Genomic DNA, 23,562 nt, shown 5'->3' with positions numbered 1-23,562 from the left:
ATAATGAAAGAAATTTATTTTGAGTATAATCCTTTCACATTGGAGTTTATAGTAAAAGAGAACGGAGAAAAATTTGATCCTGAATCTAAAATTTATGAATATATAAACAATAAGAAGAGACTTCAGTTTTGGCTTGATCAATTAATTGCTATACTTTATGAAGAGATTAATGATAACTTTAATTTAACTTTTAAAGGTACTATACTAGATTATGAGGATTTACTGCTTGAAGTTAATAATTTTAATAAAGTTAATAATACAAATATTAATTTAGTACATGAACAAGTGCGTTCTGTAGGTAACAGATTAAAGGAATTAAAATATTTATTTAGCTATATGATAGATACAACTCCTTTTGAAGAATTAAAAGAAGAAAAAATTATTGAGCAGTTCAATGAAGATATAGGAAAGGAATTTGAACTTGCTGTAGTAGCTACTATGAGCAGCGGAAAATCTACACTTTTAAATGCATTTTTGGGCAGAGAATTAATGCCTTCAAAGAATTTGGCCTGCACTGCTACAATAGTAAGAATTAGAGATGTAGACGGTATGGAAGGGGCTTCTGTTATATGTAGAGATGCTGATGAAAATATTATAATTGATGAAGTTTCTAATGTTACAGTGAATGATATGAGTGAGTTTAATGATAATGAAAAAGTATCATATATAGATATAAAAACAGATATTCCATTTGTATCATCACATAATTTTGATGTTGTTTTAATTGATACCCCAGGACCAAATAACTCAAGAGATGAAAGGCATAAAGAAAAAACATATAAAGTTATAAATGAAGCAGATCCTTTAGTATTATATGTACTTAATGCTACACAGCTTTCTACCAATGATGATAATTTGCTTTTATCTTCAGTTTTAAGAGCAATGGAAAAGGCAGGTAAACAGGCAAAAGACAGATTTTTGTTTGTAGTAAATAAATTAGATAATTTTGATCCTTCTGAAGGTGAAAGTGTAGAGAGAGTATTAATAGATGTAAAAGACTATTTAAGAAGTCATGGAATAGTAAATCCTAATATATATTTAGTATCTGCTAGAACTGCTTTAGCTGCAAGGCTTATAAAAAATAATTATAAACCTACATCAAGACAAGAAAGGTACTTATATGAATTTAAAGAATCTTGTGAAGAATTTGATGAACTTCATCTCTCCAAATATGCGTCACTTTCAAAGAGCGGACATGATAAAATAAATGTTATGCTAAAAAATGCAGAAGATGAATTAGATATATTATTAGTTCATTCAGGCGTACCTGCAGTAGAAATTGCTATAAATGATTATTTAGAAAAGTATATAATGGTTGATAAAATAAGAAAAGGTGTAAATACTTTGATTGGTTATATTAAAGAAAGAAATATTGAAAATAATATTGCTGCATCTCTTCTAGAAAATGAGATTAAACTTAAAGAGTTTAATAGAAGAATATCAGATGAAGTTAAGTTAGTAGACAAATATGATGATATTTATGAAAAACTTAATGTACTTAGAGGTATTATCAGAAATGCAGAAAGTATAGAAAACCGTATAAAAGAAATTAAAATTAATAAAATTTGGCTTGATGATTTTATTAATAAAGTTATACATATAATAGAATTATAATTTTTTGTATGTAAAAATGTATAAAATAGCTTGTATTATTTATATTTTTATGTTATTATAATGGATATTTATTTTAAGGTGGTTTATGAATATAATCAATTCAATTATGCTCAATAATAAGTTGATGCTCTTTAGAATATCGCTTAGAAATTTAAAATTATTATATTTCAATGATAATATAAGATTTTCTTTTATTAATTTACTCTCATACTATTTAAAAGACATGGATATTTCAGAAAATAGTTCATTATATTTGTTTCTTCATTCTTATGCTAATCATTTAAATTTTAAAGATTATAATTTTCCTAATAATAATCAGATTGATAATTATTTAAATACCATTTTGAATGGTTATAAAGAGAAATTAAAAACTGGTAATTTCCTTATTGATATAATTCCATTTTTAGGTATTAAAAAATATGATTTTAGAATATTTTTTTTATTTGAATTATTATTTATAAGGTATTTGATTATAGCTATTGATGACAGAAAAAATATTAAAACTCATATTATAAATGAAGATATTAATAAACTTATCACTTATTTTAAATTAAATAAAGAAGAAAATATATTATTTGAAAAACTAAAAGATATTTTATGTACATGTAATTTTAAAGAACTAGGAACACAGTTAGAAAATTTGATAGTAAACTCTAATAATAAAAATCTAATAGAATTGTCTGATGATTTGCTTAAGAATGTGAAGATAATAACTAACTATATCTCTCTTCCGGTTTATAATGTAGGCGTATTTGCAACTATGAGTGCAGGAAAATCGACTTTTATCAATGCATTATTAAATAAAGATTTTATACCTTCAAAAAATGAAGCATGTACTGCTAAAATTACTTCTATAAGTGATAATGACAGTATGGAAGATAAAATATTCGGAGGCTGTTCATTAGATGATAATAAGTCTTATATATTCTCAAATGAAATCACAAAACAAGTAATAGAAGAGTGGAATAATAATGATGATATAGATCATATATTTTTAGAAACTGATATTAAGTATATACATTCAAAAAAAGGAATATTAGTTATTCATGATACACCCGGAGCCAATAATTCAAGAAATGAAAAACATGGAAATATAACAAATCAGTTTTTAGAAAGCAGTAAAATAGATTTATTTATATATTTAATTAATGCTCATAATCCTACTACAAATGATAATTATGCTATGATGAATAATGTGTATGAAGCATATAATAAAAACAAGAACACTAAAATATTATTTTTGATAAATAAAATTGATGATTGTGATTTTGACAGTGGAGAAACTATAGAAGAAATAATGGATACTGTAAAAAAAGATATTGAAAATGTTGGTTTTGATTCTCCTATAATAATACCTTTATCAGCTGATGCTGCAAGAGTATTTAGAAAAATATTGAAATCTGAAGAGCTTACTATTAAAGAGAGAGGAGCTTTTAATACATTTTATAATATTTTTGAAGATGAGAAAATGAATCTTCCTTCATATTATAAGGATTATAAATTACATTATAATATTGATAATAGTATAAACACTGAAGAAGAACATATTATCATAAAGAATAATAAATACAGCACTAAAAAAATAAATGATATGCTTAATAAGACATCTATTAATTTAATTAGGAATATAATAAATAAAGAAATAAATGGGAGTGAATAATGAAAGAAATTTATTTTGAGTATAATCCTTTCACATTGGAGTTTATAGTAAAAGAGAACGGAGAAAAATTTGATCCTGAATCTAAAATTTATGAATATATAAACAACAAGAAGAGACTTCAGTTTTGGCTTGATCAATTAATTGCTATACTTTATGAAGAGATTAATGATAACTTTAATTTAACTTTTAAAGGTAGTATACTAGATTATGAGGATTTACAGCTTGAGGTTGATAATTTTAACAAAGTTAATAATACAAATATTAATTTAGTACATGAACAAGTGCGTTCTGTAGATGACAGATTAAAAGAGTTAAAAGAGCTATTTGGCTACATGATAACTACTAGTCCTTTTGAAGAATTAAAAGAAGAAAAAGTTACTGAGCAGTTCAATGAAGCTATAGGAAAGGAATTTGAACTTGCTGTAATAGCTACTATGAGCAGCGGAAAATCTACCCTTTTAAATGCATTTTTGGGCAGAGAATTAATGCCTTCAAAGAATTTGGCCTGTACTGCTACAATAGCAAGAATTAGAGATGTAGACGGTATGGAAGGTACTTCTGTTATATGTAGAGATGCTGATGAAAATATTATAATTGATGAAGTTTCTAATGTTACAGTGAATGATATGAGTGAGTTTAATGATAATGAAAAAGTATCATATATAGATATAAAAACAGATATTCCATTTGTATCATCTCATAATTTGGAGCTTGTTCTTCTTGACACACCTGGACCAAATAATTCAAGAGATGAAAGGCATAAAGAAAAAACATATAAAGTTATAAATGAAGCAGATCCTTTAGTATTATATGTACTTAATGCTACACAGCTTTCTACCAATGATGATAATTTACTTTTATCTTCAGTTTCAAAGGCAATGGAGAAGGCGGGCAAACAGGCAAAAGACAGATTTTTATTTGTAGTAAATAAATTAGATACATTTGATTTAGAAGCTGGAGAGTCCATAAAAAAAGTATATAATGATGTTGTTTCATATTTAAAAAGTCATGGAATAGTAAATCCTAATATATATTTAGTATCTGCTAGAACTGCTTTAACTGCAAGGCTTATAAAAAATAATTATAAACCTACATCAAAACAAGAAAGGTACTTATATGAATTTAAAGAATCTTGTGAAGAATTTGATGAACTTCATCTTTCCAAATATGCGGCACTTTCAAAGAGCGGACATGATAAAATAAATGCAATGTTAAATCATGCCGAAGATGAGTTTGATACTTTATTAGTTCATTCAGGAATACCTGCTGTTGAGATTGCTATAAATGATTATTTAGAAAAGTATGCAATGGCTGAGAAAATATCAAAAGGTGTAAATACTTTCATTGGTTATATTAGAGAAAGAAATATGGAAAATAATATTGCTGATGTTCTTGCAGGCAATGAGGCTAAACTTAAAGAGTTTAATGAAAAAATAGCTTATGTAAGTAAGCAGATTGCAGACGGCAATAGAGGAAAAGAATATAAAAAAAGGATAGAGGAACTTGATATATCTAAAAAAATAAATAATGAATTAAATAGAATAGTTGGAGATGTTGGAGATAGATTGTATAATGAAGTGAATTATATTGTTGAATCTATTGTTGGTAAACCTTTACCTACTTTAGCTAAAGCAGCAGCTGCCATACCGGCTTTAGCTGCTATACCTGCTGCACTTGCTTTCGCTCCATTAGCAGCAGTGGGAGCAGCATTAGGTATAGGCGGTATTTTTGGGGCTTTGGCAGGAAATAATGATCCATATATTGTAAGTAAGTCAAAAGGTGAAGAATATGTGAGAAGATTTGAAGAAATAGTAAAAGAGATATTAATAAGCTTTTCTGCGGAAATTGAATCTCAAATATATTCTGATATAATAGAGTTTTCAAATACTATGATAGATGAATACAGAAAAGAAATAAATTCTTTATTAGAAGAAATCGATATAGATGGATTTGAAAGAGATAAATCTGATTTCCAGTTTAATGATTTATTTGATTCTTCAATTAATGATATTCGTTCTGGTATGGATAAGCATATCAAAGGCAAGGGTGTAAGTTTCAAAAAAATTGGTATAATTCCTTTTATTAATATAAGTATTACTGATAAATTTGATATATTAGAGTATAATAATGATATATTAACAAAAATATTTGATAATGTACAGAAAGAATGTGTTAGAATAGAGAAATATGCAAATGAAGAACTTGTAAATGAAATAAAGCAGAAGTTTTTATCACAGATTGATGAGCTTGAAATTGTAGTTTCAAAAAAGATTGATTCTTTGAAAAATATGACTTCTTCAAAGGAACAGGTAGAAAAATTTATAGCTGAAAACAAGAAGAATAAATTATGGCTTGAAGATTTTATTAATAAATTAAATTCTGTAATAGAATTATAAAAAATTAAGGAGGAAATAAATATGAGTAATTTTAAACCTAGTGATACTTTAAATGAATTTATAGCAAAAAGGGATGTAGAAGGAATAAAGAATGCATTGTATATAGCATTAAATACAGATAGATCTTTTTCTATAGATAATTTTGATAATATATTAAATTATGCTAAAGAAAGAGTGCCTGAATTTATATCAGCAGATAAAGGCGAAACATTTAAACCTGAAAGTGAATGGACTGAAAACTATTGGACAGAATTGGCTGTAAGTTTAAGAAATGAATTTACTATGGAAAAAGTAAGACAATTAAAGAAGATGAGTGCTAAACTTTATCCTCCTAGAAATACACAACATTATAGAGATGAAAGTACATTTACTAGAGGAAATCAATCATCAGGAGGAAGCAGTGAATCCCCAAAGATCAATCCTATCGCTATAGCAGTGGGGGCGGCAGTGGTGATAGGTATAATAATAATAGCAATAGCCGCTGGAAAATGAACATGGAAGATTATGAGAAAAAAGGAAAGTCGGCAGTAGAAAATGTTTTCAATTCATTTGGTGATTTTTTTGAAGGGCTTGAAGAATTTGGAAAAGGGTTTGTTAAAGCCACAGGAAAATATATTCATGAGGTGAATGAAATCCGCAAAAATAGTTTTAGTAAAAAGGATTAATAATGTCTGATATAATAACTCAAAATAAAACAGAGATGCTTGATAATAGAAATCAATCGGAATTAATAGAGGCTTTAGCAAAGGTTGATACCGTTGTAATGAAAAAGTATCTACCTAATTTGACTGCTTTAAATGTTGTTCCTTTGGATAACAATATAAGCAGAAAAGAAGCAGGGGAGTATTTAAGATTCTATAAAATTAACAGCATTGTATTTGAAAATAAAGAGAATAATCAAGTAAAATTATCTTCAGTATTTCATTCTATTTATAATACAAATTCATCTGTTATTACTATTATAGAAAGTGACGGTGAGAAAACAGATTTTTATATAGGGGTAAAATCATTTGAAAAAACTTTATCTAGTTCAAGCAAAGTGCTAGAAAGATCCATAAAAGGAAATTTCTTTGGAAGTGATATAGAAAATCTTGACAATACTAGGATAAAAGAATTAACTGATAAATATTACGGGGATAATAAAATAATTTCTTCATGTTCATCTATTGCAGGTGTAAAAAAGAGTGATTATGAAGACGGAAAAAATGATTTTGCTCAAGGTATAGAAAAGCTCATAGATTCTATGAAAGGGGAGAAATATTCTGTTATCATTATATCAGACCCTGTAAGCCCTAATGAAATATCTGTTATAAGAAACGGATATGAAAGTATTTACAGTCAGCTATCTCCTTTTAGAACAACGCAATTAAGTTTTTCAAGCAATGAAAGCGATGCTGTAACAAAAACTCTTACAGAGGGTATTTCTCATTCTGTATCAGAAAGTGTGTCGCATACAGAAACTAAATCAAGAACAACAACTTTTTCTGCAGGTACTTCTATTGGAGCCAATGTGGGAGCTTTTATTAGTGCAGGTGTCAGTGCTGGTATAAGTGCCTTTGTTACTGCCAGCACTTTTTTATCAGGCGGATTAAGTGCGGGTTTATTTGGTGCTTTGAATTTTGGATTGGCGCAGTCTTTCGGAAAATCTAAATCTGATACTACAGGACATAGCGATACTAACACTACAAGTTCTTCTACTTCCGAAGGTACTACAAAAACTATAGGCTCTGGTAAAACTTTACAGATTACTTCTGAAAATAAGATGATAACTAATATCTTAGCAGAGATAGACAAACAATTAGAGCGTCTTAATGAATGCGAAGATGTAGGTGTTTGGAAAAGTTCTGCTTATTTTATTACAGGAAATGCTCAGACTAACAGAGTTGTTTCAAGTATGTATCAGTCTTTAGTAAGAGGTGAGGGTTCTTCTGTTGAAACAGGAGCAATTAATTTATGGAATAATGATAATACTAATAAAAAAGAGGTTTTAAATTATGTAGCAAAGATGCATCATCCTCTTTTTCAGCTTACAAATGATTTGCCTCTAATTTCTCCTGCGGTTACAGTAAGCAGTCTTGAAATGGCTATACAGGCAGGACTTCCTCAAAAAAGTGTTGCTGGTGTTCCTGTTATTAAATATACTCCTTTTGCTAGAGAAATAGTTTCTTATGATAATATTGATAATTCTAACAGCATCAATTTAGGAAAAGTATTTCATTTGGGAGAAGAAGAAAATACAGAAGTTAATCTTAATGTAAAAAGTTTAGCTTCGCATACATTCATAACAGGTTCAACAGGTGCTGGAAAGAGTAATGCTGTTTATAAAATCATAGAAGGTTTCTATGCTAAAAATGTTAAATTTCTTGTAATAGAACCTGCTAAGGGTGAATATAAAAATGTATTCGGTCATAGAAAAGATGTTCATGTATTTGGTACGAACCCTTACTATACTGAGCTTTTAAGAATTAATCCTTTTAGTTTTCACAAAAGCATACATGTGCTTGAGCATATAGACAGACTTATAGATATATTTAATGTTTGCTGGCCTATGTATGCGGCTATGCCTGCAGTTTTAAAAGAAGCTGTTGAAAAATCTTATATTGATACTGGCTGGGATTTAGATATGTCTGTCAATAAATATGGAGATAATATATTTCCTAATTTTGTAGATGTTTTGAATAATTTAAGAAATGTTATAGACTCTTCTGATTATTCTCAGGAAGTAAAAAGTAATTATACTGGTTCATTGGTTACAAGGGTAAAATCTCTTACTAATGGTATAATAGGAAGAATATTTTCATCTAAAGAAATAGAAAATGAAATATTGTTTGATGAGAATGTTATAGTTGATTTAAGCAGAATAGGTTCATTAGAAACTAAATCAATGATAATGGGTATATTAATAATGAAGCTTTCTGAATACAGAACATCATCTCAGAAAATGAATCAGGAATTAAAACATGTTACTATATTAGAAGAGGCTCATAATATCTTGAAAAGAACTTCTACTGAACAAGTTAGTGAGGGTGCTAATTTAGTAGGAAAATCAGTTGAGATGCTTTCAAACTCTATTGCCGAAATGCGTACTTATGGAGAAGGATTTATTATAGCGGATCAATCACCTTCAGCAGTGGATATATCAGCCATAAGAAACACTAATACAAAAATTATTCTAAGACTTCCTGAATATTCAGATAGAGAAGCTGTAGGAAGAGCTGCCGGATTAGATGAGGATAAGATAGATGAGTTATCCAGACTTCATACAGGAGTTGCGGCAGTTTATCAGAATAATTGGACTGATAGTGTTTTGTGTAAGGTTGGTTATTATAATGTTATTGAAGATGGAAAATTATATAAAAGAGAAGATAAAAACTTTATAGAAAATAAATCTAGTAATGGTAATATACTCAAGTGTTTATTACAAAAATCATTGAATGAAAATTTTGATAAGAATATTATTGATTCTTTAAATGATGTTAATGTTGCCGAATCTACAAAAATTAAGATTAGAGATATTTTTAATGATAAAAGTGTAGATAATGCAGAAATATCATCTGTTATATTTGATATGATAAATGGTATGAACATATTAGAAACTCATAGAGGTGAGAATTTGGATATTTGGAACAATAATATAAAAAAAGATATTTATAGTATATATAATGAACTTGATGATAAATATTTGTTAGAAACTATGAATTTAGTTTTTATGCATGCAATTAATCATAGATTATTTAATGATAGTGTATATACTGATTGGAAAAATAATTTCTATAAAATAGGAAATATATTATGATTAATGAAACTTCTAAACCAGAATTATATGATAAAAAATCATTTGAAGATAAAGGTTTGGGTCCTAATACTGAGTATGATGGCAGATCATCTAAAGATAAAGGTTTGGGTCCTAATGCTGAGTATGATAGAAGATCATCTGAAGATAAAGGTTTAGGTCCTAATGCTGAGTATGATAGAAGATCATCTGAAGATAAAGGTTTAGGTCCTAATACTGAGTATGATGGCAGATCATCTAAAGATAAAGGTTTAGCTCCTTTTACAGATATGAATGAATATCTTACTAAAGATGAAAATAAAAATAGTCCCTATGGTATAAATGATATAACTCATAAGACTGACGATAATGGTGATGTATATTGTAAAGATGGAAAATTAAAACCAAATAATACTTACATTATTAATGGCAATAAATATACTACTGATCATAATGGCAGGATTATAAGTGTAGAAGCTAAACCTATTATTAATCCTGAAAATGCTCGTAATAACAGTGAACAGACTCAAGTTGGCGGAAAAGATAGAAGACCTAATGATCAAGGAGGGCATATAATTGGACGCGATATGAATGGAGATGGAGGTATTGGTAATCTATTGCCAATGGATGGTACAATTAATCAAAGCGATTATAAGCGTATGGAAAATGAAGTCAAGAAAAAATTAGAAAATGGAGAAGATGTAACTACAAATACAAAAGTTATCTATAACGGAGATTCTAGTAGACCAGATGAAATTATTACAACTATTGAAGTAGATGGTAAAAAGGATACAGTATGGAAGTTTGATAATAACATTGATGGGTCGCTTATGAAAGAAGTTCCTGAAAATGGAAAAGACATAGTTCAAGATAAGGCAAATGAAACAGGAGGAGAAATTTCTTCCATTAAAGAAAAATATGATGAAAAAGGTAATCTTGTAGAAACTACAGTTTATATAACATATAAAGATGAAAATGGAAATAATAATAAAGCTAGCGTTATTATAGAGAATAAGTAAGGAGTAAATATATAATGAAAGATTTAGAAAATTTTATATCGGAAAATATAAAGAAACTTGTTCCACATTATGATATTATTGATTTAAAGGCAACTGTAACTTCATCAAGTTTATCTGTGGAGTTTTTTGCTACAGTAAATGGTAAAAAAAATCAATGTTTTCAGATGATAGATGATGGTTTATTCACAGAAGAAGATTTCAATAAATTTTCAAAAGATATTGCAAATTATGCTAGAAAGTTACCTGATTTTAATAAAGAAGGTCTTAATAAATATAATATTATATTAAAATAATTATGTTTTTCTAATTTATATACTTTTTTATTAGATGAAATATCTAATAAAAATTATTTTTATTATTTCTATACTAGAATAATTAATAAAAATTATTCTAGTATATTATAGTATTAATAAGTATAAATTTATTTTGTAGAATTATTGTTTATATTTTTTATAATATTTAATTATTTATTTCTCATTAAAAATATTCAATATGGTATTAAAGAAGATGAAAAATTATTAGATAAATATTATAAAGATTTTTCTAAATAATTAATTTGTTTTATAAAATCCGTAGGAGTGATGATACTCTTACGGATTTTTATTTTAATTGTTTAATTTATTTTTTAAGTAAATCTATTATTTTTTTTAATGTATGTAAATTTTTTAGTATTTAAAAAACATAAATTTATGCACAATGTATTTATGAGATTATAAAGCTATATTAAAATAGTAAAAACGAAAAATATCTGATAGTTATTAATTATTGAATTCTAATAAAATAAGATATATAATAGTTCTATATTTTATTTTTATTTAGAGTATAAATCATGTATAAAGAATTTTTAAAAGAAAAGTTATTTTGGATTAGAGAACCTAAGAATATATTAATTGATGATAAAAAAGTAGAAATATATACAGAGCCTAATACAGATTTATGGCAGAGAACATATTACGGTTTTAGAAACGATAATGCACCAATACTTCAGATAAAAATAAAAGATAAATATTTTTCTTTCACAGTAAAAACTATATTTGAAAGCAAACGCCGTTTTGACCAATGCGGAGTAGCTATTTATATAGACAGTGAAAATTGGTTTAAGGCTTCTATAGAATATGAGAATGAAAATTATCAGCGTTTGGGAAGTGTTGTTACAAATAACGGATATTCTGATTGGGCTACTCAGGATATATCGGCTTCTATAAAAGAGATGTATTATAGATTAAGCAGAAGAGAAAGTGATTTTTTAATAGAATACAGCGAAGACGGAGAAAATTTCAAGCAAATGAGAATATTTCATTTATTTAAAGCTGATGATGAAATCCTATTTGGAATATATGCCTGCAGTCCAGAAGATTCATCTTTTAAGGCTGTATTTACCAATATGTATATAACAGAGTGCAAATGGCAGGAGCATAAATAAAAATTGACAAATAAATATAGTCTGTTAAAATAAATTAGTTAAAAATAATAAAAATAAATATAATGGAACACTATAAATATGGCAGAAAACTATAAAGTAATAGCAAGAAAATACCGCCCTCAAACCTTTGAAGAGGTTATAGGTCAGGAGCATATCACTAAAACTATATCAAAAAGTATAGCCCAAAAAAAGATAGCACATGCATATCTATTTTCTGGGGCTCATGGTGTGGGTAAAACTTCTCTTGCTAGAATTATAGCCAAAGCCTTAAACTGTGTTAATGGTCCTACTGATAAGCCTTGCGGAGTTTGTCCGTCATGCACTCAAATAGAAAACGGAACTCCTCTTGATGTTATAGAAATTGACGGTGCAAGCAATAGAGGTATAGAAAATATTAGAAGCATTATAGAAAATGTGCGTATATCTCCTGTAGCTGGAAAATACAAGGTATATATTATAGATGAGGTGCATCAGATAACTAATGAGGCTTTTAATGCACTTCTTAAAACTTTGGAAGAGCCTCCTGCACATGTTGTGTTTATACTTGCTACCACTGAGGCTGACAGGGTACTTCCTACTATAAGAAGCCGATGCCAGCAGTATACTTTTAAATCTTTAGGTATAGAAGATTTGGAGAAAATATTAAAAGGAATACTTGATAAAGAAAATATTAAATATGATGAAGAGGCAATATTTTTAATAGCAAAGCAGGCTAGGGGTTCTGTAAGAGACAGTGAAACTATATTAGAAAAGATGATAGCTTACACTACCGATAAAAAGTATATAACTAGTGCTGATGTTAATGCGGTTGTTGGCGGAAATAATTTTTCTTTTGTTAAAGAGTTTTTTGATATTATAATGTCTGAAAATAAAAAATCTTATTTTGAGTTTGTAAAGAAATTATTTGAAGATGCAGTAGACCCTAGAACATTTATAAACAGCGTAATAGAGTATATGCGTGTTGTTCTTATGATAAAAAGCGGTATTGATGATACAAAACTATTAGAGATTACTGAAAATGAGAGAGATGATTTAAAAATTTTTGCTAATCATTACAGTGATGATGAGATAGAGAGAATACTTGATTATGTATTACTTACAGAAGAGCGTATAAGAAATGCTTCTAATCCTAGAACTATATTTGAAATGCGTATGCTTCTTTTACTTAATACTGACAATTTGATTCGTCCTGTTGATATAATAGCTTCCAATATGCAGGCTGTTTCTTCTGTAAATGATGATTATGGTTTTGAAAGTGCAGCTAATAACAATATAACTAGTAATAATACCAATAATAATATTTCCGTAAATCAGACTAAACCTCAGTATGATGTGCCTTTAAATCCTAATGATAAAAGACGCATATTCTACAATAAAATACTTTCATTTATAGAGTCAGAAAGTCCTACTATATACTCTTTATTATCTCAGGGAAATCCTATAGAAAGCAAAGGAGCTGTTTTAATAGTTGCACTTCCTGATCATATATATGATATGACACAGACAGATAAAAGGATAAATGATTTGGTGGCTAAGGCTATACCTCATTTTACTAAAAATAAAGATGTGGCTATACAGTTTCAGAAAGCAGTTGAAGGAAACATGATAGATAAATTAAAGAGCAAACTGCAGGCTACAGAGGTAGATGAAAGTTCCTTATAATTTTTAATAGAATTTATCATTTTTGTATATAGTAAATAATTATATGCATAAATATACTAATAAATAATATGCGGTTGACAAACTTAGAAATTTTCAGTATAGTATAAAACTTATAAAATTCAAAGGCTAGTATTAAACTATGAAGAAGCAACAAAATGAAGAAGCTGTTAGGCTTGTAAAAGTGATATTAGAATCTGGTTTTGCAAGCAGGAGAAACTGCGAGAAGGCTATAATGTCAGGCAGAGTTAGGGTGAATAATCAGGTTATACTTGATCCTGCTTATAGGGTTAAAGAAGATGATTCTGTTTCCATAGACAGAGAATTAATAAAAAGACAGACTAAAAGGTATATGGCATTATATAAACCTATAGGCGTTGTAAGCACTACAAAATATTTACCGGGAAGGCGAATAATTACAGAGTTTTTCAAGGGCATTAAGGAAAGACTTTTTTATGCTGGAAGGCTTGATTCTGAATCAAGAGGCATAATGATAATTACTAATGACGGAGAGTTCGCTAATATTATTACGCATCCTTCTTATGAGATTTTAAAAGTTTATGATGTTACTGTTAATGGAAAAATAGATTCTGAAGCTCTTTTGAATGCAAGCAAGGGTATTACTATTAAAAATGTTTCATATTCGCCTTTTAAATTTAAAATATTATCAAAAGGAAGAATACAAAGCAAAATACGATTAACTATCAATGAAGGAAAAAACAGAGAGATAAGAAAAATATTCGATTATCTTGGATACAAAGTTATAGATTTGGAGAGAATATCTGTAGGATGTGTGAGCAAATATGATGAAGTTTCAGGAACTTTAGAGGCTGGTCATATAAGAGATTTAACCAAAAAAGAAATAGATTTCTTCTTTAAGCAAAAAGATAAAAAATTAAAAGATATTGAAACTATATTTGAAAATATTCCTGATGATATAGAAGATGAAATATCTAGTGAAAGTTATGAAGATAATATTTTAAATAGTGATAAAAAGGAAACTAAGGTTCATGATAAATCTAAATGGGCTAAAGCTAAGCCTAAGAAAAAAAGATTAGTTACAAAAAAGTCTTCTTCATATAAAGCTAAAATACAGAAAAAAAATAGTAAGTCTGAATTGTCTAAAAAATCTGCAGGTAAAAAAAGTATTAGGAAATCAGACTTTAAACCTAAAAAACGCTAGGGTGGGTATGCTTTTTCTAATTCAGCATACTATATAAATAAAATTTTTAATGCAGATATAGCTTTAAATATAAAAGGGCGGGGTATGTAATTAAATTTTAAAACTTTGATTACATTTTCCCACCCTTTATCTTTTTTATATAATTTGTCATTTTTATGCTGATTTTCTTTTTAGCTGTAATCAGTTATTTTTACTGCCCACCCAGGATTTTTTTAATTTATAATGCATTCACTGCCTACATAGCTAAGATGTAAGAATAGAGATACAGATTTAAACATAAAAGTGTGGGATTTAAAAAATTGATAATATTTTTAATTTTTTCAAATCATTTATTTCTTTAGGGATTCTTTTTAATTTATTTGAATCAATAATTAACTCCTCTAAATTTTCTAAATTCTTTATTTTTTTATCTATACTTTTTATTTTATTTACTGATATATCAAGAAATTGAATATTATATAATTTAAATATTCCCTTAGGAAGAGATGATATATTACAACTGCTTATATCTAATTCTTTTAAGTTTATAAGTTTTTCTATATCATTATTAATTTTATCAATATAATTATTGGACATATTTAAATATTCAAGCATTTCTAAATCAAATATTTCTTTAGGTATAAGTTTTATATTATTAGCAGATATATCAAGAACTTTTAATTTTTTTAAGTTTTTTATTTGTTTTGGTATTTTTTCTATGTAATTCAAAGATAAATAAAGTTTTTCTATATTTGTAAGTTTGAAAATTTCTAAAGGAACTTTTTCAATATCCAAGTTGCTTAAATTCAATTCTTTTATTGAAGTTATTTGTTTTTTATTCATACTTGCTATATGATATGCATCATTTTTTTTAGCCCATTTAATTAATTTATCAAAATCATTATCAGTCATTTCTTATATCCTCTATCATCATAACAATATATTAATATATAATGATGACAAAAACTGACATTTGTATGTATTTTTATATATATATTTGCATATTATTATATATTTTTAGAATATAAGAAATTTTTGAAATAATCAGGATAATCTATTTCAAAATCTAATATTTCTTTAGTGATTGGATGTAAAAACTCTATTTTTTTTGCTGCTAACATAAGACCAGAATATTTATTGAAACTTTTAGAATATATTTTATCTCCTGCTACAGGAAAACCTTTATATGATGAGTGAACTCTTATTTGATGAGTTCTTCCTGTTTTGAGATTAATTTCTATAAGAGTATGATTATTGAATCTTTTTAACACTTTTATATGAGTAAGAGCTTCTTTACCATCATCTCTTACGGTCATTTTTTTTCTGTATGTATGATGCCGTCCTATAGGAAGATTTATCTCTAAATAATTATCCTTTAAAACTCCTATAACGATGGCATGATAAATCTTTTTTATGCTTCTGTTTTTAAATTGCTCTTGAATGCTTGATACTATATTTGCATTTTTACCAATAATGATAAGTCCGGAAGTATCTTTATCAAGTCTATGTATAATTCCTGCTCTCTCTTTATTACCAACAAAATCAAAATCTTTTATTTTGTATAGAAGTGCATTAACTAAAGTGCCACTCATTTCAGAAGGAGAACAATGCACACTCATACCGGCAGGTTTGTTTATTACAAGTAAATATTTATCTTCATAAATTATATCTAAATCAATATTTTCAGGCAGAGGGTTTGATGTATCTTTTTTTTCTTTAAAAATATTATCTAAATTTATTATTATATTGTCATTTAATTTAAGCGAATATGATAATTTTTTTTCAGCATTATTAACTATTATAGAAGTTAAATAATTTTTTACTTGGCTTCTAGTGATATTTAATTTATCACTTATAAATGTATCTAATCTTTTTCCTATATCATCTTCAGATATAATGAATGATTTTTTATTGTTTGAATTATTATCAGAGCTTTCTAAATCTATTTCATCATCTTCTATTTCTTCTGTATCAATATTTTTATTATCTAAGTTCATAATTAATTATTTTCATCATTATTTGATTCTATATTTTTCTTTTTGTCGAAATCTTCTTTAAAAAAGAATACACCTATTGCTATGATACATATACCTATTGTAATAGAAGCATCAGCAATATTATAATTATATGGAAATCTTATAGTTTCATTAAATCCCATGCTTATAAAATCAGTAACATATCCTCTCATAATTCTATCAACTAAGTTTCCCATAGCCCCTCCTAGAACCATAGTAAAACCTATCATAGATAATCTTTGTTTTTTTACATTGATAGAAATCATTATAAAGAAAATGACAATCATAGCAATAAATACTATAACTTTTAATAATTCCGGTATTATATGCTGAATTGTTTCCGGTACATTATTTAGGAATCCGAAAGATACACCGTAATTTCTTGTATATATAAATATTAATATATCTCCTATTACTCTTTTAATAATAGTCTCCTGCAAATATTTATCTATAAAATATTTAGATACTGTATCTGCTATAAAAATTAATAGAGCTATTAAAAAATATATTTTTTTTTGTTTAATTTCTTCTTTAATTTTTTTTAATTTTATCATATTTATTTTCATCTTTTAAATTAATTGTTATATATAATAAGTTTGCATCTTTTGAGTTTCATAAAAAATAATAATAATTTATATTCGTAAAAATTACAAGCTATTTTAATATTCTAATAGTATGTAATTTAATATATTTACTTTTTTTTATAATTTATGTTATAATTAAGTAAATTTTAGTTTATAGGAATTAAAAGTTATATGGACTTAAAAGATAAAGCCAAAAAAATAATAGATGCTAAAGTTCTTGTTATAGGCGATTTAATGCTTGATAGGTTTACTTATGGAGATGTTATAAGAATATCTCCTGAAGCTCCTGTTCCCGTACTTCATGTAAATCATGAGGAAAATTATTTAGGTGGAGCTGGAAATGTTGCGAGAAATATATCAGCTTTACTTGGAAAAAACAATAATGATAACATATTTATGATAGGCGTTATAGGAAAAGATAAGTCTGCAGATATTATAATTGATAGTATGAATCATTCTAATATATCTGTTAAAGGAATAATAACAGATGATACAAGATCGACTATAACAAAAACAAGAATAGTAGCAGGTACTCAGCAGATAGTTAGAATAGATGAAGAAAATACTAGTCCTTTTTCTTCTGCTATTGTAAAAAATATAGAAAAAGTATTTATTGATAATGTAGATAATTATAATGTTGTTATAATAAGCGATTATGCAAAAGGTATAATTACAAAGCAGTTATCAAAAAAAATAATAGATACTTGCAATAAAAAAAATAGGCTTGTATTAGTTGATCCTGCTATAAAGCATTTTTCATTTTATAAAAAAGCTACACTTATGACTCCAAATTTGAAGGAGGCTGTAGAAGGTGCTGAAAGTAAATCTCCTTTTTATGAATTTGATGCAAAGGCTATAAATATTTTAGGAGAAAACATTATAAAAAAATTAAGTTTATCAAAATTAATGATAACTTTAGGTGCTAATGGAATGGCTTTATTTGATAATGAAATAAAAAACAAGTATAAAAATTCCCCTTATATAATACCTACAAAAGCAAAAAGTGTATTTGATGTTTCAGGTGCTGGGGACACTGTTATATCTGTACTTGCTATGTGTTTATCGGTGGGATTATCTTTTAAAGATTCTTCTGAGATTGCTAATGCAGCTGCTGGTGTTGTTGTCGGTAAAAGAGGAACTTCTACTTTAACTTTGAAAGAATTAATTGAAGTATTATAAAATAGGTAAGTGTTTTATATATGTCTAAAATTTTAGAAACTGTTATGAAGAGAAAAATATTTTTGTTATTATTTATATTGATGTTTTTAATTTCCTGTCTGCCAAAGCCTTTAATAGTTCCTGCTAAGGTGGTTACAGAGCTTTCTCTTGGTAATGATATAGGAATTTACAGCAATGAATTTGTAGATTTGGATAGCCCTAAAATATATAAAGTTGATAATGAATATTATTTCGGAGAATTTTATAGGGTAAAGAATGATACTGTTTATGCATTAGATTTATATAATTCCAGAATGGTAATAGCTTCAGGCAGTAATGTAAGATATTTTCCATTAGAATATAAGAATCTTGAAACTTCAAAAATATCTCTTATAGATTCCAACTCCAATATATACATAACAGGATATAATTTAAGATATGTAGGCGATGTTGTAGTAAGCAATGTGATGATGTCTTTACCTTCTGAAAGTCCTTCCACTGAAGGAGATGATGCACCTCAAATAGAGACATATACGGTTAAAGTAACAAATACTAATTATACTAAAGTGGGATTAGTATCTTTAAATAAAATATCTCCTGAAGGAAATACGCTTTATAGTATAGATACAATTATAGATAATGAGTATGAGTCTTTAGTAAAATTATTAACATTAACTAATCATAAATTTGCTGTACTTAAGAGAGATAAAGATAGAATACCTTTGCTTGATATATATGATATGAACAGCGGAAAAATGGAAAATAGATATTCACTTAAAGAAGTTGAGTATATGGATGCGGGTAAAATGTCATACAGAGAGATAGTTGATTGTGTTTATGTTGCTGAGAGAGAGGTTCTTGCTATACTTACTATGAATATAGTTGATGGCAAGCATCAGGAAGATATTGTATATACTTCAAAACTTGATAATTTTGAATTGAAAGAATCTTATAAAATACCATGCCGGGATAATTCTTTGGCGGTTGGCATATCTAGTACGGGAGGAGTTACATATACAGGCATGGACAATGGAATGTATTTTTTTATAAGGACTAATCCTTTTTTATCACAAAATCATATTAAAGAGTATTTAGGTACAGATGGTTTTAATAAATTAAGAGGAATACATATGTTTGATGATTCTGTTTATGGATTTATGGTAGAAAACGGAGTTATTAAATTTCATAATTATTAAACTTTTTAGAAATACTAGTATTTGTAGTGCGGCAATTTTTAATTAAATGCTGAACTATTTAAAACATTATTTTTGAAATATGATTACATTAGCATTATAGATATAAAGCCTGTATCACTGAAACAATAACAAAATAAGTTTGGTGTGTACTCATAGTTAATAAATAAAAAATTTAGTTTTAAAACAAGTATAAACTCTATTTTATTATTCTTTATTATTTTCTTTTAAATATTCAAAAATATTTTCTACATCTTTTTTATTAAGATTGATTTTTGAAAATAAATCTTCTCTATTTTTAAAAGTTTTTATAATGCTTCTTTTTCTTCTATATTCATTAATATTTTTATGATTTCCGGAAAGGAGTATTTCAGGAACTTTCATATTATCTATTTCAGGAGGTCTTGTATATTGCTCATATTCTAAAAGTCCGCTGCTGTTTTCTTCAAATGTGTCGCTTATTACAGATTCTTTATTATTCATAACATCTTTATATCTTGAAATAGCATCTAATAATAAAAGGGCAGGTATCTCTCCTCCGCTTAATACATAATCACCTATACTCAAAGCCTCATCTGCATATTTTTCTTCAACTCTATAATCTATTCCCTCATAATGCCCTAGTATCATTGTTATATGTTCTTTATTTGATAATTCTTTTATTTTTTTCTGAGTAAGAGTTTTTCCTGATGGTGAGAAAATAATCGTATATCCTTTTTTATGACTGTCAAAATATTTTTTAAATATATTATAAGTCATAATCATTCCAGGGCCTCCTCCGTAAGGATAGTCATCGCATTTTTTATAATTGCCTTCTCCGTATACTCTCATATCTTCAATATTTAAATCTATTTTTTTATTATTGACTGCCATTGATATAACACCAAAAGAAATTGTGCTTTCATAGAATTTGGGAAAAAGTGTAAGAATATCTATTATCATTTTAGCATTATACTTTATAAAAACTATATATCAAGTGATTTTAAAAATTTAATTACATTCCCCGCCCTTTAGGTTTTTTAATATTTTCTGTTAATCAAATTTTATTTTTCTTTTTTATTTTATTAAGTTATTTCAGCAGCCCACCCAAGATTTTTTCAAATTTACTGTTTATTTCTCCGCACGCTAAATGAAGTTAAATATAATAATATCTTTGAAATAAAAAAGTGTATCATATATTATATGAATTATCTAACCGTGCGTATAGAGGAATATCTTTAGAAAATAAAATGGAGCGGGCGAACGGAATCGAACCGTCATCTTTAGATTGGAAGTCTAAGGTAATAACCATTATACGACGCCCGCGATTGAAAAGAACTTACTTTTTAAGTGTTAGAATTATAGCATAATAAAATAAAAAAATCAATAGCTATATTATTTTTTTTGTTTATTAAATATTAAGCAGTTTTATTCCGTATTCATTAGAAAGATCTTCATATTTTTTTTCACATTCTTTATTATCACCTATAGCACTGCTGCAATTCATCATTATATTAATAGTTTCGGTTATACTTTTATCATTATTGTATATCTCACAAAACTGCTTCACGCTTTCATAAACGCAGTAGTCTTTAGCTTCTCCGCATATATATATCTTATCAGCATTTGTAATATCATAAACCCAAGAAGTATCATAATTTTTTGTATATTCTGTAGGCACTTCCGGTCTTATTACACCATACATCTCACTGAAAGAATCCTGACCTTTTAATATTTTATTTATATAGACTTTTCTTGAAGCTTCAAAGAATAAAAGCATATTTGCAAGCTGTTTATCTATAAGCCAGCCGTCTGTAGCATATATACAATGATAAGGCCATATCATTAAATTTTGAGCATTCTTTTCTTTTAATGCCTTCACATAATTGATTTGTATATCTTCATCATAGGTTGGTATTATTTCATCATTCTCTATCTTTTCTAAAGTGATTTCTGTAAAAGGAGCTACAGGCTTATCATTATAATCATTCCACATAATAGAATGAAATATAGAATCATATCTATGAGTATCTAAAGTAACATAAATACTTGAAATACTTTCCATATTATCATATATAAATCTTATTATATTTTTAATATCATTAACAGCACCATTTACAGGCAAAGCACCTTTCTCCATATCTATAAAGTCTCTTTGAGGATCTACTATAAGAAGATTGATGCTTTCATCTTTAAACTCTTTGATAACTTTGTTGCTATATTCTTCTGCTATTTTATAAATCTCCTGCTGATTAATAGGATTTACTTCTTTTCCAATAAAATCTTCATTTACTATTTTCTCGTATGGTATTTTTACTGACATAAAAAATCCTCATTTATTACTTTTAAGATATTATATAAAAATTTTATTTAAAGTAAATTATTTTTATGTAATTTTTATATAAATTATATAAAAAAAAGAGCCCCAAATAATTGGGACTCTTAATAAATATAAAATATGTTTAATAATCTGCTTTTTCTTGAAGGAAGTTGCCGTTTCTATCTATATAAAGCCTCATATTATTTGCCATTCTAACCTCATAAGTACCTATCTCTTTCATTTCTACATCCAATATCTGAACATTTGGATATTTTGAAGCAGCTGTATCTAAAACTATTTGAGGCACTTTGAAAGGAGTATAAAAGTTTTGAATATATAATGGTGCATTTTGAGTATTTTCTGCGGTGGCATTATTATTATTTAAATTAGCATTAGGAGTATAAGCATTATTTGAGTCTTGCATACCATTTGCTTTTTTAGTTAATTCTTCTGCTGCTTTTATTAAAGCTTCAGCAGCTAGCTGATAAGGATTATCTGAGATATTATTATTATTTGTCTGATTATAATTTTGAGAAGCATTATTATTGTAGTATTCACTTGGCATATCATAAGCATTATAATAGTCATTTTGATAAGCATTTTGAGCAGTATTATCATAATTATTATAATTTTCATAATATCCATTTTGATTTGCATTAGGGCTATAATAAGGACTATTAGGGTTTTGAGATTCTGTTTCCAACATTTTCATTAATTCTTCATACGGATTTGTGTAATTTACAGTATCATTATATCCTTGATTATTATAATTATTATAGCTGTTATTGTAATAAGGATCATTATTATAGCTTTGAGAAGCCCAATTCATAGCATTCATAGTATCCTGATACGGATTTCCCTGCATAGCATTATAATTGTTATATTGTTCGTAAAATCCCGGATTGTAATAAATACTATTAGGATTATTTGCCTCCTGAGATAAAGTTCTCATAAACTCCTGATAATAATTATTATAGTAATTGTTTGCTGGAACATTATAGTTTTGATATGCATTATAATTATTTTGATAATTATAATTGTTCTGATAATTATAGGAATCATAATATTGAGCAAACAACATACCTGAAGATATTATCAAGGCAGGTATTGCTTTAAAAAGTATTTTACTCATAAACATATCCTTTGTAAATATATTGTAAATTTATTATTTACTGTATTTACATTATAATACATTTATGATTTAATGTCAATTTTTTTTACAAGAAAATTTAAATAAATTTACATTTTTAAATTTAATTGTACTTGATTAATTGACCAGATGTTACTGAATTGTCCTCATTAACTATATTAAGTTATAATATATTATCTTTAAATGTAAATGTATATTTTTTTAAGCCGATAAAATTTTGTTCGGCACTATAACTGTTATCTGAAATTTTAGTGATATTTCCTTTTGATAATTCAATATTTTCTGACGGAGAGCCTCCATAGTAAGTTATTAATCCTGTTAAAGAGCCGTCATTATTAATTGTAAATGCAGCTTTTGCTAGCTCTATATTACCGTTTTGGTATTTTCTATTTATTTCTGCCGAATATTTTCCTGCATATTTTGTATCTATACCATCTCCTGTTTTTGTTACATCATTT

The 23,562-nt window shown here is 26.9% G+C and carries 19 protein-coding genes and 1 tRNA gene; 13 read left to right on the top strand and 7 right to left on the bottom strand.

Translation table 11 applies throughout. The features are described 5' to 3' along the window. The first annotated feature begins 3 nt into the window (after positions 1–3). From A966_RS00625 to A966_RS00580, 11 genes are all read left to right on the top strand, one after another. Entirely contained in the window at positions 4–1,614 is a 1,611-nt protein-coding gene (locus tag A966_RS00625) for a dynamin family protein (RefSeq protein WP_008721401.1), read from the top strand. Positions 1,615–1,699: 85 nt separating this feature from the next. Continuing rightward, positions 1,700–3,274: a dynamin family protein gene (locus tag A966_RS00620; RefSeq protein ID WP_008721399.1), complete on the top strand. Its 1,575-nt coding sequence runs from the start codon at positions 1,700–1,702 to the stop codon at positions 3,272–3,274. Beyond that, positions 3,274–5,670, top strand: a complete 2,397-nt coding sequence (locus tag A966_RS00615; RefSeq protein ID WP_008721398.1) for a dynamin family protein — start codon at positions 3,274–3,276, stop codon at positions 5,668–5,670. Before A966_RS00620 ends, A966_RS00615 begins: the two co-directional genes overlap by 1 nt. A 21-nt stretch (positions 5,671–5,691) precedes the next feature. Then, positions 5,692–6,162: a hypothetical protein gene (locus A966_RS00610; protein WP_008721396.1), complete on the top strand. Its 471-nt coding sequence runs from the start codon at positions 5,692–5,694 to the stop codon at positions 6,160–6,162. A gap of 2 nt (positions 6,163–6,164) precedes the next feature. Next, positions 6,165–6,335 carry a hypothetical protein gene (locus A966_RS13340; RefSeq protein WP_155800002.1) on the top strand — a complete coding sequence of 57 codons (171 nt, stop codon included), beginning with the start codon at positions 6,165–6,167 and terminating at the stop codon, positions 6,333–6,335. Positions 6,336–6,337: 2 nt separating this feature from the next. Beyond that, complete coding sequence (locus tag A966_RS00605) at positions 6,338–9,466, top strand: ATP-binding protein (protein ID WP_008721393.1); 3,129 nt, start codon at positions 6,338–6,340, stop codon at positions 9,464–9,466. After that, positions 9,463–10,461 (top strand): DNA/RNA non-specific endonuclease, encoded by a 999-nt coding sequence (locus A966_RS13110; RefSeq protein WP_008721392.1) that lies wholly within the window; start codon positions 9,463–9,465, stop codon positions 10,459–10,461. Before A966_RS00605 ends, A966_RS13110 begins: the two co-directional genes overlap by 4 nt. Before the next feature lie 14 nt (positions 10,462–10,475). Next, positions 10,476–10,754 (top strand): hypothetical protein, encoded by a 279-nt coding sequence (locus A966_RS00595; protein ID WP_008721389.1) that lies wholly within the window; start codon positions 10,476–10,478, stop codon positions 10,752–10,754. 536 nt (positions 10,755–11,290) lie between these two features. Next, positions 11,291–11,884, top strand: a complete 594-nt coding sequence (locus A966_RS00590; protein ID WP_008721387.1) for a DUF1349 domain-containing protein — start codon at positions 11,291–11,293, stop codon at positions 11,882–11,884. A gap of 78 nt (positions 11,885–11,962) precedes the next feature. Then, entirely contained in the window at positions 11,963–13,546 is a 1,584-nt protein-coding gene (gene dnaX / locus A966_RS00585; RefSeq protein ID WP_008721385.1) for a DNA polymerase III subunit gamma/tau, read from the top strand. 139 nt (positions 13,547–13,685) lie between these two features. Then, positions 13,686–14,726 carry a pseudouridine synthase gene (locus A966_RS00580; protein ID WP_008721381.1) on the top strand — a complete coding sequence of 347 codons (1,041 nt, stop codon included), beginning with the start codon at positions 13,686–13,688 and terminating at the stop codon, positions 14,724–14,726. Positions 14,727–15,017: 291 nt separating this feature from the next. Here the strand turns inward: A966_RS00580 and A966_RS00575 are convergent, their stop codons facing one another. From A966_RS00575 to lspA, 3 genes are all read right to left on the bottom strand, one after another. Further along, the gene (locus tag A966_RS00575; protein WP_008721378.1) at positions 15,018–15,617 is read right to left on the bottom strand and encodes a leucine-rich repeat domain-containing protein; all 600 of its coding nucleotides are present in this window, start codon (positions 15,615–15,617) and stop codon (positions 15,018–15,020) included. 95 nt (positions 15,618–15,712) lie between these two features. Beyond that, positions 15,713–16,702: an RluA family pseudouridine synthase gene (locus A966_RS00570; RefSeq protein ID WP_008721376.1), complete on the bottom strand. Its 990-nt coding sequence runs from the start codon at positions 16,700–16,702 to the stop codon at positions 15,713–15,715. Between the two features lie 2 nt (positions 16,703–16,704). After that, positions 16,705–17,274 (bottom strand): signal peptidase II, encoded by a 570-nt coding sequence (gene lspA / locus A966_RS00565; RefSeq protein WP_008721375.1) that lies wholly within the window; start codon positions 17,272–17,274, stop codon positions 16,705–16,707. Positions 17,275–17,475: 201 nt separating this feature from the next. Here lspA and rfaE1 point away from each other — a divergent pair, with 201 nt between their 5' ends. Continuing rightward, positions 17,476–18,483, top strand: coding sequence for a D-glycero-beta-D-manno-heptose-7-phosphate kinase (gene rfaE1, locus A966_RS00560; protein ID WP_008721372.1), 1,008 nt, complete (start codon positions 17,476–17,478; stop codon positions 18,481–18,483). A 44-nt stretch (positions 18,484–18,527) separates the two neighbouring features. After that, positions 18,528–19,658 (top strand): hypothetical protein, encoded by a 1,131-nt coding sequence (locus A966_RS00555; protein WP_039955476.1) that lies wholly within the window; start codon positions 18,528–18,530, stop codon positions 19,656–19,658. A gap of 204 nt (positions 19,659–19,862) precedes the next feature. On the opposite strand, the gene trmD is transcribed toward A966_RS00555, so the two are convergent. From trmD to A966_RS00535, 4 genes are all read right to left on the bottom strand, one after another. Further along, positions 19,863–20,597 carry a tRNA (guanosine(37)-N1)-methyltransferase TrmD gene (gene trmD / locus A966_RS00550; RefSeq protein WP_008721368.1) on the bottom strand — a complete coding sequence of 245 codons (735 nt, stop codon included), beginning with the start codon at positions 20,595–20,597 and terminating at the stop codon, positions 19,863–19,865. A 288-nt stretch (positions 20,598–20,885) separates the two neighbouring features. Continuing rightward, positions 20,886–20,960 (bottom strand) — tRNA-Gly (locus tag A966_RS00545). An 85-nt stretch (positions 20,961–21,045) separates the two neighbouring features. Further along, positions 21,046–21,957 (bottom strand): hypothetical protein, encoded by a 912-nt coding sequence (locus A966_RS00540; RefSeq protein WP_008721367.1) that lies wholly within the window; start codon positions 21,955–21,957, stop codon positions 21,046–21,048. 139 nt (positions 21,958–22,096) lie between these two features. After that, positions 22,097–23,086 (bottom strand): hypothetical protein, encoded by a 990-nt coding sequence (locus tag A966_RS00535; protein ID WP_008721365.1) that lies wholly within the window; start codon positions 23,084–23,086, stop codon positions 22,097–22,099. Positions 23,087–23,562 lie beyond the last annotated feature (476 nt).

Origin of the sequence: Brachyspira hampsonii 30446 (assembly GCF_000316195.1) — a bacterium.
Taxonomy (GTDB): Bacteria; Spirochaetota; Brachyspiria; order Brachyspirales; family Brachyspiraceae; genus Brachyspira; species Brachyspira hampsonii_C.
Note: the sequence above shows the minus strand (reverse complement) of the source record. Positions and strands in the feature narration are given on the sequence as shown.

What these genes read in the sequence shown, in the direction of transcription:
- A966_RS00580 (WP_008721381.1), top strand. Translation starts at nt 13,686, where the DNA reads ATGAAGAAGCAACAAAATGAAGAAGCTGTTAGGCTTGTAAAAGTGATA.
- trmD (WP_008721368.1), bottom strand. Translation starts at nt 20,597, where the DNA reads ATGATAATAGATATTCTTACACTTTTTCCCAAATTCTATGAAAGCACA.
- A966_RS00625 (WP_008721401.1), top strand. Translation starts at nt 4, where the DNA reads ATGAAAGAAATTTATTTTGAGTATAATCCTTTCACATTGGAGTTTATA.
- A966_RS00595 (WP_008721389.1), top strand. Translation starts at nt 10,476, where the DNA reads ATGAAAGATTTAGAAAATTTTATATCGGAAAATATAAAGAAACTTGTT.
- A966_RS00575 (WP_008721378.1), bottom strand. Translation starts at nt 15,617, where the DNA reads ATGACTGATAATGATTTTGATAAATTAATTAAATGGGCTAAAAAAAAT.
- rfaE1 (WP_008721372.1), top strand. Translation starts at nt 17,476, where the DNA reads ATGGACTTAAAAGATAAAGCCAAAAAAATAATAGATGCTAAAGTTCTT.
- A966_RS00570 (WP_008721376.1), bottom strand. Translation starts at nt 16,702, where the DNA reads ATGAACTTAGATAATAAAAATATTGATACAGAAGAAATAGAAGATGAT.
- lspA (WP_008721375.1), bottom strand. Translation starts at nt 17,274, where the DNA reads ATGATAAAATTAAAAAAAATTAAAGAAGAAATTAAACAAAAAAAAATA.
- A966_RS00540 (WP_008721367.1), bottom strand. Translation starts at nt 21,957, where the DNA reads ATGTCAGTAAAAATACCATACGAGAAAATAGTAAATGAAGATTTTATT.
- A966_RS00620 (WP_008721399.1), top strand. Translation starts at nt 1,700, where the DNA reads ATGAATATAATCAATTCAATTATGCTCAATAATAAGTTGATGCTCTTT.
- A966_RS13340 (WP_155800002.1), top strand. Translation starts at nt 6,165, where the DNA reads ATGGAAGATTATGAGAAAAAAGGAAAGTCGGCAGTAGAAAATGTTTTC.
- A966_RS13110 (WP_008721392.1), top strand. Translation starts at nt 9,463, where the DNA reads ATGATTAATGAAACTTCTAAACCAGAATTATATGATAAAAAATCATTT.
- A966_RS00615 (WP_008721398.1), top strand. Translation starts at nt 3,274, where the DNA reads ATGAAAGAAATTTATTTTGAGTATAATCCTTTCACATTGGAGTTTATA.
- A966_RS00555 (WP_039955476.1), top strand. Translation starts at nt 18,528, where the DNA reads ATGAAGAGAAAAATATTTTTGTTATTATTTATATTGATGTTTTTAATT.
- A966_RS00590 (WP_008721387.1), top strand. Translation starts at nt 11,291, where the DNA reads ATGTATAAAGAATTTTTAAAAGAAAAGTTATTTTGGATTAGAGAACCT.
- A966_RS00535 (WP_008721365.1), bottom strand. Translation starts at nt 23,086, where the DNA reads ATGAGTAAAATACTTTTTAAAGCAATACCTGCCTTGATAATATCTTCA.
- dnaX (WP_008721385.1), top strand. Translation starts at nt 11,963, where the DNA reads ATGGCAGAAAACTATAAAGTAATAGCAAGAAAATACCGCCCTCAAACC.
- A966_RS00605 (WP_008721393.1), top strand. Translation starts at nt 6,338, where the DNA reads ATGTCTGATATAATAACTCAAAATAAAACAGAGATGCTTGATAATAGA.
- A966_RS00610 (WP_008721396.1), top strand. Translation starts at nt 5,692, where the DNA reads ATGAGTAATTTTAAACCTAGTGATACTTTAAATGAATTTATAGCAAAA.